Here is a 13,280-nt window from a genome sequence, read left to right as displayed (position 1 = left end):
TTATTTAATTTTATAGTCTATGAGTTCTCACTCATTTAATAATCGAGCTATTATTTATAAATATTTATTAAATTCAACAAAATAAATCAAAAAACCTTACTTTCCGATGACTAGAAAATCAACGGTTGCTTTATGATGAATTATTTTAAAAAAGGCATAAGCGAATTTTAATAATCGCTCATTAGCCTTCAAAAAAGTCAGACAATCGCTGTTTTTGAAAACCTTGCGCATCAAAATTATCAGGACTGAGCCATTGTTGATAGATTTTTTCTAAATCAGGCCATTCTTCATCAATGATTGAAAACCATGCAGTATTACGGTTATGCCCTTTAGTCATCCGATCTTGACGAAATAAACCTTCATACTGAAAACCAAAACGTAAGGCTGCGGCTTTAGACGGTGCATTACAATCATCACATTTCCACTCTACACGCCTAAAACCATGGGCAAAGCATCGTTGTAACAGTAAAAAGATTACCTCCGTTGATGCTTTGGACTTTTTCATTCGATGGGAAAAGTAAACATTGCCTATTTCGATCGCGCCCTGTTCCAGCCTTGGATTTAACAAAGCAATCCAACCTTGGGTCTCGCCATCAATTTCAATTAAAAAATGAGTTGAGCCTTTAAAACCAAATAGATTTTGCAAATCCTGTTTTAACAAAAATTGGCTTTGCGGTGCGGCATAAGGCAAATACGTCCAGCAGGCCGCATCCTTTTCCGTTGCAACAGCATCCCAAATTTGATTCGCAGCCTGATCAGAAATTTCACCAGCAATATGAATCAATTTGACAGATTGCCCATCTAAATTATGTTTAATCGGTTGATTGGGTTGATGATCAATGGCAAAGCCTACGGTTTGCCCAAACTGGTTCTGTTGTGTTTTTAAATAATGTTTCATGATGATTTATAATTGAAAAAAAGAATGATTTCCGTTGCTAATTTAAGCATAAGTTTTTTCTATGACCTATGGAATCTTGCATAAATACAGAAAATACCCTGAGAACTTTAAGGTTTTTGTAAGTAGGTAATTTATTAAATTGGCAATTTCGATTAGAATAGAGCTGCTCTTGGTAGCATGTGCCTCTCTTTGCACAAAAAATTATATCTTTCATGCTTTTGAAAATTCGCGTGGCTTATAACGGTAATGAACCAAATTCTCCCCCAAACTTTGGAGTCCACTCCTTCCATTCGCGTGCTTGACGAGTGGCAGGAAGTCATACCTGAAGATTTATATATACCGCCCGCCGCGTTTGAAATCTTACTGGAACAATTTGAAGGCCCGTTAGACTTTCTGATTTACCTGATTCAAAAAAATGGCTTTGATTTATTACAGGTCGATATTTCTCCGATTGCCACTCAATATCTGTCCTATATGGATAGTATGAAATCACTGAATATTGAGCTCACGGCTGATTATATGGTCATGGCAGCATTACTTGCAGATTTGAAATCGCGTTTACTGCTCCCGAAACCAGTCGCTGTTGATCAATTTGAAAAAGATCCAAAACAAGAGTTAATTGACCGTTTAGAAACCTATCTACGTATAAAGCAAGCTGCGGAACGATTGGGACAGATGCCAATCTTCGAACGCGATACTTTTAGCGCTAACGTGAGTATTGGTCACATTGCCCCTATTTATGAAGGCTATGATGTTGAAGCCTTGCATGATGCTTTATTTTGCGTATTCAACCGCCCTGAGCCCATCACTCATGTTGTGGCACAAGAGCCTGTATTATTGGAAGAACGTATAGCCTTTATTGAAAGCCAACTTGCGTCAGGTGAGGCATTGAGTTTTATTGAATTATTAAATCCCATGCAAGGTCGTATGGGGATGGTGGTCACTTTTATGGCGGTGCTTGAACTGACACGTCAGCAAAGAATTCAGATTATCCATACAGGTATTGAAGCTCCTTTAACCATTCAAGGAGTTGCTGCATGAGTTTAGATCAATTTGAGCAAAATGAAGGTATGTCGTTTGAGGACATTCATCATGAGGTTTTATTGCAACTTGAAGCGATTTTATTCGCCAGTGACTCACCAGTCTCTCTTGCACGTCTAAAAGAGGCTTTTCAAAACCAATATAATAAGCAGCAATTACGCACATTTTTACAGCAACTGGCGATGTTACAGCATGGCCGTTCAATCGAATTAATTGAAACTGCGCAAGGTTTTCGATTTCAAGTACGTGCCAAATATCGAAATGTTATTGCACAGGTTTGGCCAGAGCGCCCAACCAAGTTGTCACCCTCTTTACTCGAAACTGTCGCAGTGATTGCTTACCATCAACCAGTCACACGTGCCGATATTGAGCAGATTCGTGGTGTATCCAACAATAGCCAGAATTTAAGAACGCTTTTTGACTGGAACTGGATTAAAGAATCTGGTTTCAGAGATTTACCCGGAAGACCTGCGTTGTTAGTCACAACGCCCCAATTTTTAAATGCATTTGGTTTAGCTTCGCTAGGTCAATTGCCTCCCCTGCAGAACGCCAAGGAAGCATTCATGACACTCGACGCACATGCGCCGAAGTCCTGAGAAAGGTGAACTGTTGATCATTATGTCTAAGGTTGTGCTGTCATGAGTGAAAAATTACAAAAGGTTTTAGCGAGAGTCGGGTTAGGCTCGCGTCGCTATATGGAGGAAGTCATTGCTGCTGGTCGTGTCAGTATCAATGGTCAGATTGCCCAAGTTGGCGAACGTATCGAACCAGGTGATGAACTTCGTATCGATGGTCGTAAAGTACAATTCCAAATTGAAGATGAAATTCGCCGCCGCGTATTAATTTACTATAAACCAGAAGGTGAAATCTGTTCACGTAATGACCCTGAAAAGCGTCCTACGGTATTTGATCATTTGCCTCAAATTGCCAACGACCGTTGGGTCATGGTGGGTCGTCTGGATATTAACAGTACTGGCTTATTGTTATTCACCAATGATGGTGAACTTGCCAACCGTTTAATGCACCCTTCAAACGAAGTTGAGCGTGAATATGCTGTTCGCGTGATGGGCGAAGTAACCCCACAAATTCGCAATAATATGCTGAAAGGTGTTGAGCTTGAAGATGGTCCAGCCAAGTTTGAATCATTCTCAGAAATTGGTGGCGATGGTATTAACCGTTGGTATCAAGTGGTGGTTAAAGAAGGTCGTAACCGTGAAGTCCGTCGTATCTTTGAATCACAAAGCTTAAAAGTCAGCCGCTTATTGCGTACTCGTTACGGCACTGTCATTTTGCCACGCGAGTTACGTACAGGTCGTTGGATGGAATTGGATAAAAGCGATATCGATAACTTGGCAAAATCAGTGGAATTAAAACCACGTCAAGGTACAGGTCTATTTGGTATGGCAAAACGCCGTACTGAACGTATGTCTGAAAAGCCAATGGCAGCACGTCGTGGCGGTTACTTACGCCAACAACGTCGTGATGATGAACAAGATCAGTCACAGCAACAACGTCCAAGTGGCAATGCCAATAATAACAATGGTCGTAAAACCATTGGTTTCAATAAAGGCTTTAAGAAGTTCTAATTCTTGATCCTAAAAAATAAAAAAACGCTCTAATAAGAGCGTTTTTTATTGGCTTTAACTATGCTGAACAATGCCTTGCGGGATCGCATTCAGCAGTTTTTTGGTATATTCATGCTGTGGATGTAAATACAGTTCGTCCGAGTTAGCAATCTCAACTAATTCGCCATGATTCATGACCATGACTTGATCAGAAATGTATTTCACGACAGATAAATCATGTGAAATAAAGATATAACTCAGACCAAACTCGTCCTGTAAATCCTGCAACAAATTCAACACCTGCGCCTGTACCGAAACATCCAGTGCAGAAACAGACTCATCGCAGATTAAAATCTCAGGTTTCAAGGTTAAACAACGTGCGATCGCAATCCTCTGTCGTTGACCACCAGAAAACTCATGTGGATAACGGTCATAGGCTTGAACAGGCAAACTGACGCGCTCTAACAATTCGAATGCCATCTTTTTACGCTCAGCATCATTTTGACCTATGCCATGAATCCGCATCGGTTCCAATAAAATCTGCCCGATAGTAAAGCGTGGATTGAGTGAAGCATAAGGGTTCTGGAAAATGATTTGAATTTTGCGCTGGTACTGACAAAACTCTTTCTCACTCATGGCCAGAATATCTTTTCCACCAATCAAGGCTTGCCCGCCTGTGGCTTCATGTAAGCGCATCAATAGCAGACCAATCGTGGTTTTACCTGAACCCGACTCGCCAACTAGGCCCAAGGTTTTACCTTTGGCCAATTGAAAAGAGACACCTTTAACCGCTTGAAATTCGTCTTGTCCCCACAAACCCTTACGACTATAAAATGACTTTTTCAGATCTTTTACATCGAGCACAATCGGCTCATCGCCAGTCAGACCACGGACACGTTGTTTCAGGTTTAAATCAGACAGATTGGTGGCTTCGATCAGTTGTCCATTTTCGTCCTGCTGCATAAAATCACTGGTCACAGGCAAACGGTATGGACGAGTCGCCAACTGTGGACGACAATGCAGCAAAGCACGCGTATACACATCTTGTGGTTGTTCCAGCACCTGTTCAACAGGGCCACTTTCCCGAATCTCACCATGACGCATCACAATCACTTCATCTGCAATTTCACCCACCAAGGCTAAATCATGGGTAATAAACAGCATCGACATTTCATGGCGTTGTCGTAATGACTCTAATAAATCAATGATCTGCTTTTGGATGGTGACATCTAAGGCTGTGGTTGGCTCATCGGCAATCAGCAACTTCGGCTCACAGGCAATTGCCATCGCAATCATGACCCGTTGTTGTTGCCCACCTGAAAGCTGACTCGGATAAGCATCGATCTTGGTTTCTGGTGCAGGAATACCAACTTCTTTCAGCAACTCAAGTACCCGTGCTCTGGCCTGCTTACGTCCCATGCCTAAATGAATACATAACACCTCAGCAATTTGATCCCCCACGGTAAAGACAGGATTCAACGAGGACATCGGTTCCTGAAAAATCATGGCAATGTCTTTACCACAAATTTTGCGAATCTCTTTGGCCGATAAGTTGAGTAAGTCTTTACCTTCAAAGCAAATTTGACTCTGTTCGGCAATTTGACTTTGCCCTTTTGGCAACAGCCCCATCACCGCTAGGGAAGTGACCGATTTACCACTGCCCGACTCACCAACCAGTGCTACAGTTTTATTTTTAGGAATTGAAAATGAAATCCCTTTGACTGTTTCAATCCACTGCTTATTTTCACCCTTAAAGCTGACACGGAGATCATCGACACGTAATAGCGTTGTTTCATTCTGATATTGCATTTTATCTCTCCGCTATTTCAACTTAGGATCTAAAGCATCACGTAAGGCATCTGTAAACATCGAGAATGCAGTGACTAACACCGCCATTGCGATAGATGCCGCAGCCAATTGCCACCATTTACCTAAGATCAGCTCACTTTGCGCTTCATTCAACATACTGCCCCAAGACACCACGCCGACAGGTACACCAAAACCAAGGAAGCTCAGAATGACTTCAGATTTAATGAATGACACCACCAAAATCGAAATCTGTACCAAGGCAATATGACTCACGTTTGGGAAGATATGTACAAACATACGACGTAGATGACTCACTCCAATGGCTTTGGCTGCCAGAACATATTCGCGCGATTTATGTTTCATATATTCGGCACGAATCAGACGGAACACCCCCGTCCAACCAGTTAAACCCAAGATCAACACAATCGACAGAATGCCTTTTTGTTGCAGGACAGCCGCAATGGCCAACACCAACAACAGATAAGGAATCGAGGTAAAAATGTTATAGAACCAGTTCAAAACATCATCAACCCAGCCACCAAAATAACCTGCAATTGCACCCAAAAAAGTACCAATCACCACCGCCAATAGCGCAGACAATAAACCGACCAGAATTGAAGTTTCAGCACCTTTGATGGTTTTTAGCAACACATCTTGTCCCCACTTATCCGCCCCAAAAGGCAAAGTGGTTTTGAGCTCTTGCTTTTGATCGAGTAAATGCCCACCGAGTTGCTGATCAATCTGCTGCATATCCTCAGCCAAAGGATCAACCACGCCATAATTATCAATGACTGAGCCACCTTGCTGTTCAGCTTGAATTTCCGCATTCAGCTGCTGAATCACGTCTTTCAGAGGATCAACAGGATTTTCAGGCAAAGTTGCTGTGTTTTCTGTAGTTGCCTTAATTTGATCTGACTCTGTATCCGCACCCAAGAAAGTGGGTGGTGCATAACTGACTGCAACTTCTTTATTCCAATTAGAGGCTATTACCCCTGTCATCGATAAAGCGAGCAGGATGAAATAAAATAAAACCACCAAAAAAGACACCACGGCGATTCGATCTGACTTCAATCGATTCAAGGCCAAATGCCACAATCCTGTTGACGCAGAAGATTCATTCGAGGCAGCTTTGCTTTTAAAAATTGTACTGAGCATCGTCATCCTCCTATTTCAACTGCACACGAGGATCGAGGAGCTTATAAATCAGATCGGCGATCAAGTTAAAAATCATGGTGACTGCAGCGATATATACGGTGATGGCTTTAATCACAGGAAAATCACTGCGTTCAACCGCAATAATAATTTCTCGACCAATGCCCGGAATACCAAAGAAACGTTCAATCAGGAAAGCACCAATCAATAAGGCAGGCAGACTGGCCATCACTTCGGTGACAATGGGAATCGAAGCATTACGCAATACATGCACACCCAGTACCCGAGACTCCCCCACACCTTTAGCACGCGCAGTCCGCACATAATCTTGGTTAATTTCATCTAAGACGAAGCTTCGATATAAACGTAGCGTTGGAGCAATACTGACCACCAACATGATTAAGATCGGCAACAAGGCATAATGGAATAAATTTTGACTAAAACTATCACTCCAGCCTTGTACGGGGAACCAACTTAACTGATAGGCCAAAACATATTGGAAGATGATGATATACACCAAGATACTGATCGACATGCCAATGGTACACAGCATCATCACCATACGATCGGTCAATGAACCACGCACTGATGCAACCGCTAGTGCCAAGATGATTGAGATCACAGTTTGTAAAATGGTTAGAGGAATCAATAAAGTTAGTGAGGGCCCTAAACGAGTCAAGATAATCTGTGAGACAGATTCGCCTGTACTCCAACTGGCACCATAATCAAAAGTCAGAATCTGTTTAATAAAAATCCACAACTGCACATAATAAGGTTGATCAACCCCCAACTGTTTACGGATGTTTTCAATTTGCTCAGGGTTGGACATTTTTCCTGCCAAGATATATGCAGGATCGCCCCCCACCCAGTTAAACAAGAAGAAAATCAGCAAAATGACACCCAACATGGTCGGGATCATTTGCCATAGTCTACGCACGACATAAGCAAGCATAATGGCAAATCCTTATTTGACCCGTTGACCTGTAATTTCATTAAAGAAGGCTTTGTTATCTGGTTCTCTGCCTAAGAAGTCTTTAACCAGTTGTGCTGCATTCTTTTGACTGCCTTGTGACAAAATCGCCTGACGGTAGCGTTGTCCTACTTCTGGATTATTCAGGTTATCGCCAAAAGCCGACAACATATCTAAGGCTAAGACTTCAGACCACATATAGCCATAATAGCCCGCTTGATAACCCATCAGATGGCCAAACTGTCCAGGGAACTCGGTGTTCGGTACATAGCCTAATGCGGTTGCCGATTCCATTTTTTTCCAGACATCCATCGGCTGTACTTTCAGCGCATCCGCACCGTGTAAAGCCATGTCATATTGTGCATATAGGGTTTGACGTGCATAACGCAAACCACGTCCATAGTTATGTACCGATTTAAGGCGTGCAATTAGGGCATCGTCTACACGTGGACAAGCTGGATTACAATAATCGGCCACTTTAGACAAGGTTTCCTTACGACGCGCCCACTCTTCATACATTTGTGATGGTGCTTCGACAAAGTCGCGCTCTACCGATGTACCCGACTGTCCCGAATAACGGGTTTTCGATAAAATGCCATGTAGGGCATGACCAAACTCATGTACAAAGGTTTCCAGCTCGTCACTATTTAAACCTTTGCGGTTAAAGTTGGTGACCAACACTGAAATTGGTTTACGCTTGCTCAGCGTACTGCCACCATATACTCCCCAGACCGCTGCATGTCCATACTTGCCTTCACGTGGAAATTTATCCATGTATAGACCACCGAGAACTTCACCTGTTTTTTTGTCAGTGACATCATAATATTCAACTTCATCTTGCCATGCATCGACTTTGGCTGGCTTAAATTCAATCCCATAAAGATCAGATGAAATCGCAAATAACCACTTTTGTGCCGCTAAGGTCGGGAAATAATCACGCAGTTTTTCTTGGTCTATCTGGTATTTGTCTTTACGGAGTTTTTCACTCCAATAGTTCACATTCCAACGGTTAATTTCAGCTTTTTCTAAAGTTGTGTTCAAGGTTTTGGCTTTAAATGCACGGAGTTCTTCCACTTCTTTTTGCTCAAGTGGTGCAACAACGTTGTGTACATCAGCCAAGAAGGTGTTAACCGTTTTTGGCGTTTTCGCCATACGTTTTTTTAACGCCCAATCGGCATAGCTTGGTTGACCAAACAGCTGCGCCAATTCATAACGTAAGTCAATAATCTGTTTAAGCAAGACTAAGTTCTTTTCTGTACCACGACGTGTAAATGCAGTTTGATAACGTTTGCGTGCATCATCACTGTCGGCCAACTCCATAAACGGTTGGTACTCTGGATATTCAAACCCTAATAAATAATTGCCTTTGTCATTTTTCTTTAGGCCTGAAATATAACTATCTGGTAAGCCTTTTAGCTCGGCAGGCGTAAATTCTAATTTTTCTGGGTTATCACGAATATTGCGGGAGAATTCTTGCGAAAGTTTGGTCAACTCATCAAAAATTGTTTTGACCCGTGCTCTTTTTTCGGGTGAAAGTTGTACCCCTGTATCTTCAAAGGCATCAAGAATATCTTGGCGGTACTTAGTATCAATTGCATCGTTGGCTTTGGTGTTTTTAAAACGTTGGTATAACTTCGGATTCTGATAAATTTCGGTTTGTAGTTGATTCAACTTAACTTCGCAATCTTCAGCAGCTTGGCGTAATTTAGCATCTGGATCAACATTGCTATACAGGCTAATCGGCCCAGCAAAATTCTCGAAAGTTGCCATTAATTGATCCCACTCTGCCAACACAGGTGCAGCATCGGATTGCGGTTTAATGCTTTGTTTTTCCAGTTGAGAAATACGCTGCTTTAAAGTCTGTAAATTAGCATCGCACCATTGTGCGCTTTCACTGCTTTTTAAAATCGGTAACGTGGTTCGTGTGCTTTCAGCCCAAATGCCTTGACTCATCCCCGTGACTGCCATCGATAACAGTCCCAGTGTCGACAACTTCAATATTCTTTTCGCCATGCGCTTTCTCCAATTTAATCTGTTTGTTATTTCTTGTCTTGAATATCGATATACATCCACTCTGCTGGCAGAACAGGATGTTTTTTATAACCAATCACACGTGGTTGAGCGACCACGGTACGGTAACGCGTCGACATAAATTGTACGGGCGAATAAAACTCTAACAACCGTGACATTTTGCGGTACAGCATATCGCGCTCAGGGCCATCCTCAAGTCTCAATGATTGCTCATAGAGACGGTCATATTCGGGTAATTTGAAGCAGGTATGATTGGTTGCATGAATATTTTTGCCATAGAACAACTGCACAAAATTATCTGCGTCAGGATAATCTGCAATCCAAGCCGAAGCCTTAAACATGGTTTTACATTGTTTCTCCGCTTTTAAACCTTCTGCGAAAGGAACAGGCTTCGAGACCATATTAATTTTAATATTGGTTAAATCTTTCTTGAGTAACTCGGCCATTTGCATACTTCGTGCACTGCTGGTCGATGGCATAAATTCAATCACTAAAGGCTTTCCGTCAGGTAAAGTTCGCCAACCATCTTTACCTACTTTGTAGTTGTAGCGATCCAATAGCAAATTGGCTGCCTTTACAGAATAAGGAATACTGCTTTTATAATTTGGATCATGCCCTGCTACACCATATGGAATCGGTGATTCTAATTTTTGGGCATTGCCTTTGGCCAAGACCGCGATAAATTTTTCTTTAGAAACTGCCATGGACATCGCGCGGCGCAATGCAATCTTATCTTTACTAAAACCACCGACCACAGGGTTTTGGATATTCCAATACAAATAATCAATCGAAGGATCTGAAATACGAGACAGTTGGATGCCCTTCTGAGCAAGTTCAGGTTTTAATGAACCATCGGATTGCAAAGCCTGTGCAGGTAATTCACCATCAAGTGTAAATAAATCCAAACCATCTTTTTGGAATGACAGCCAACCCGATTGTGATTCTTCAATGACTTGAATATCGACCACACCGATTTGTGGCATTTTTTTGCCTTGCATCTGTTGTACGATTTTTTGATCTTCAGGAGTGCTGGCCTTAAAGTCCCATGTAAAACCACGATAATCTGGATTTGCCTTCAATATAATCCGTGAACCTGGTGTCCAATGTGACAGCATATAAGGACCTGTTCCCACAGGACGTCCCATCACATAGCCCGCCTTATCACGATATTTTTCAATCACTTCACGTGCCACTGCACCCGTGGGTTGATGCGCCAACAGCATCGGAAAATTATGATTCGGTTCTTTTAAACGAATCACCAAAGTATAACGATCAGGCGTTTGTAGTCCCGCGATCGGCTGATCATAATTAAACTTTCCTGTTTTACTGGCTTGTTGAATAAGTGGTTCAATGCCCACAATTTTATCTTCAAATAACCAGCTGTTAGGAGAATGCAGATTTGGATCAAGTAAGCGTTTAAATGAATACGCATAATCAGCAGTGGTGAGTTCACGTGACTTGCCTTTAAATGCAGGATCAGGTGTGAAATAAATCCCTTTCTGAATCCGAATGGTATAGGTCAACCCATCCGCACTCACTTCAGGTAATGCCACTGCCGTTTTTGGCACCAACTTGGCAGGCGAAGCTAAATAATCGTAGGTATAGAGCGTTTCAAAAATAGAATATAAGACATGAGCCGAATACAGGTCTTGTGTCGCTACGGGATCAAATCCCGTTTCTGCCACTGGAAAGGCATAACGTAAGACTTTTTTTGGATCGGCAGGGCTTTTCGCTTCTGTAATCGTTACCCCTAGACTTAATGTTGTCCCCAATAACAGCGCCAGACTAGTCCGTTGCATCGAAAGTTTAAAATTTTGCTTCATCATAAAAACATCACTTATTTTTGATTTGGTGAAACAATATCTAAGTATTGCCAGTTGGTATTCATAATTGGATGAGCTTTAAATCCCTGCACCTCAGGTTGAATCAACCAGTTCCGAATCCGTGTATCTTGTAAAATCCACGTTCCATCTGCTTCAATTTGACGACTCATTTTTTCATAGAATGGCATACGTTTTTCAGGGGCTTGCTGCATCGCCTGTTTATATAAATTGTCATAAGCAGCTGACTGATAACAGGATTGATTACCACGACCAACATTCGGACCATAAAGCAATTGCGTGAAATTTTCACCCTCTGGATAATCCGCATGCCATGCGCCACTCCACATCATGTATTGACACTGGGTTGCGGCTTTTAAGTTATCGGCAAAATTACTGACTTTAAAGTCTGCCCGAATCCCGATTGCATCTAGATTTTTCTTCCACAATTCAGAATACATCACGGAAGATGTCCCACTCTCGGTATTTATTTTTAAGGTTAAAGGCTTGCCATTGGGCAGATTACGATAGCCATCTGGGCCTTTTTTATAGCCGAAATGATCCAATAATTTATTGGCTAAAACAGGATTGTAACCAATGCTACTGCGATAATTCGGGTTATGACCATTAATGCCTGCAGGTACCAGCATTTCAGCCTTAACCGCCTGACCTTTTCTTAAGATGCGAATATATTCATTGACATTAAAAGACATCGCAATTGCACGTCTTAACGCAATTTTATCTAAGCTATTACCACCAACAACAGGATCACGCATATTCAACATTGAATAAGTGATCTCTGCCTCTTTATTGGCATACAGACGTATACCCTGCTTTTGCATTTCTGCTTTTAACTGATTATTTTGATCAAGCACTTTAGGAATTGCACTGGAAGTGACCTTATCAAAATCCAGTTGTTTGGACTGAAAAGCGAGCCAACGTGATTGTTCTTCTTCGATAATGCTAATATTGACTTTGCCAATTTGCGGCATTTGCTTGCCACTCATTTCTTTAACCAGCTGGTTATCCCATGCCGTGCCTGTCGATTTAAAATTCCAGACAAAACCGCGATAATCAGGATTTGCAACTAATTCGATCTTGCTGCGGGGTACATATTTGCTCAGCATATAAGGCCCTGTTCCCACAGGATGCATGGCTAATCGATCTTTATAGTATTCAACCACTTCCCGTGCAGTCGCACCAAAGGTGCTATAGGCCAAAATATAAGGGAAATTATAATCAGGTTGCGTCAGGGTAAATTGAATCGTATATTTATCCAGTGCTTTAACGCCGTCAATCTTGGCATCATAGTTAAATGTGCCCGTTTTTTTGGCTTGGTCCACCAGTGCATTTGCACCCACAATTTTATTATCAATAAAAGAAAATGCTGAGGCATGATTTTTAGGATCTAATATCCGCTTAATGGAATAGACATAATCCTCTGCAACCAGCTCTCTGCGTTTACCTTTAAATGCAGGATCATCGGTAAAATAAATCCCTGGCTTTATTTTAAATATATAAACCTGACCATTTTTTTCAATCACAGGTAGGCTTTCTGCTGTAGATGGAACCAATTTTACTGGGTTAGCGAGATAATCGTATTGAAGCAATCTTTCAAAAATTACATCGGCGACATTTCCGCTGTAAAAATTAAAAGTTTTAACCATATCAAAACCATCATCTGGGGCTTCAAAAGCAACACGGAGTACTTTATCTGCCTGAGCAGGTGTTTTTGCATACCCCATCGGCATAAATGCAATAACGGTTGATAATACAGTGACCGTAAAAAAAGTTGACTTCAAATCAGTGCTCACATCATCGTTTTTTAATAAATACTAGACTTTTGCATAGCATTCAACACTACAACCGTTTCCCTTTCAGCGTGTCTCATTCCAACTTTTTATTAAAAAATCATTTATTTAATGATGTTTTACCAGTTGGAAAAATTAAGTTAAAAGAAAAACCCCTTAAAGATTGAAAATTACCTTGCTAAT

At 41.5% G+C, this 13,280-nt stretch carries 10 protein-coding genes; 3 read left to right on the top strand and 7 right to left on the bottom strand.

The features are described 5' to 3' along the window. Positions 1-181: 181 nt before the first annotated feature. Positions 182-898 (bottom strand): GNAT family protein, encoded by a 717-nt coding sequence (locus tag MN869_RS11585; RefSeq protein ID WP_033134428.1) that lies wholly within the window; start codon positions 896-898, stop codon positions 182-184. 246 nt (positions 899-1,144) lie between these two features. Between MN869_RS11585 and MN869_RS11580 the strand changes: the two genes are divergently transcribed. From MN869_RS11580 to rluB, 3 genes are read left to right on the top strand one after another with little or no spacing between them, the layout of a single operon-like run. Further along, positions 1,145-1,939, top strand: coding sequence for a segregation/condensation protein A (locus MN869_RS11580; RefSeq protein WP_004804932.1), 795 nt, complete (start codon positions 1,145-1,147; stop codon positions 1,937-1,939). Further along, positions 1,936-2,535 carry an SMC-Scp complex subunit ScpB gene (scpB, locus tag MN869_RS11575; RefSeq protein WP_005205502.1) on the top strand — a complete coding sequence of 200 codons (600 nt, stop codon included), beginning with the start codon at positions 1,936-1,938 and terminating at the stop codon, positions 2,533-2,535. The genes MN869_RS11580 and scpB overlap by 4 nt, the downstream gene beginning before the upstream one ends. A 42-nt stretch (positions 2,536-2,577) precedes the next feature. Then, entirely contained in the window at positions 2,578-3,525 is a 948-nt protein-coding gene (gene rluB / locus MN869_RS11570) for a 23S rRNA pseudouridine(2605) synthase RluB (RefSeq protein ID WP_004804930.1), read from the top strand. A gap of 54 nt (positions 3,526-3,579) precedes the next feature. Here rluB and MN869_RS11565 read toward each other — a convergent pair whose 3' ends face one another. The 6 genes from MN869_RS11565 to MN869_RS11540 are packed head-to-tail and all read right to left on the bottom strand — an operon-like array spanning position 3,580 to position 13,088. Continuing rightward, the gene (locus MN869_RS11565; protein WP_033134427.1) at positions 3,580-5,313 is read right to left on the bottom strand and encodes an ABC transporter ATP-binding protein; all 1,734 of its coding nucleotides are present in this window, start codon (positions 5,311-5,313) and stop codon (positions 3,580-3,582) included. Positions 5,314-5,325: 12 nt separating this feature from the next. Next, positions 5,326-6,468, bottom strand: coding sequence for an ABC transporter permease (locus tag MN869_RS11560; protein ID WP_005205504.1), 1,143 nt, complete (start codon positions 6,466-6,468; stop codon positions 5,326-5,328). 10 nt (positions 6,469-6,478) lie between these two features. Further along, positions 6,479-7,417, bottom strand: a complete 939-nt coding sequence (locus tag MN869_RS11555) for an ABC transporter permease (RefSeq protein ID WP_004804925.1) — start codon at positions 7,415-7,417, stop codon at positions 6,479-6,481. A gap of 12 nt (positions 7,418-7,429) precedes the next feature. Continuing rightward, positions 7,430-9,448: a M3 family metallopeptidase gene (locus MN869_RS11550; RefSeq protein WP_033134426.1), complete on the bottom strand. Its 2,019-nt coding sequence runs from the start codon at positions 9,446-9,448 to the stop codon at positions 7,430-7,432. Positions 9,449-9,474: 26 nt separating this feature from the next. Further along, positions 9,475-11,289 carry an ABC transporter substrate-binding protein gene (locus tag MN869_RS11545; RefSeq protein WP_033134444.1) on the bottom strand — a complete coding sequence of 605 codons (1,815 nt, stop codon included), beginning with the start codon at positions 11,287-11,289 and terminating at the stop codon, positions 9,475-9,477. A 14-nt stretch (positions 11,290-11,303) separates the two neighbouring features. Next, the gene (locus MN869_RS11540; protein WP_005312633.1) at positions 11,304-13,088 is read right to left on the bottom strand and encodes an ABC transporter substrate-binding protein; all 1,785 of its coding nucleotides are present in this window, start codon (positions 13,086-13,088) and stop codon (positions 11,304-11,306) included. Positions 13,089-13,280: the final 192 nt, after the last annotated feature.

Origin of the sequence: Acinetobacter sp. NIPH1876 (assembly GCF_022808535.1) — a bacterium.
GTDB classification, from domain to species: Bacteria; Pseudomonadota; Gammaproteobacteria; order Pseudomonadales; family Moraxellaceae; genus Acinetobacter; species Acinetobacter higginsii.
This window is presented reverse-complemented; position numbering and strand designations above follow the sequence as displayed.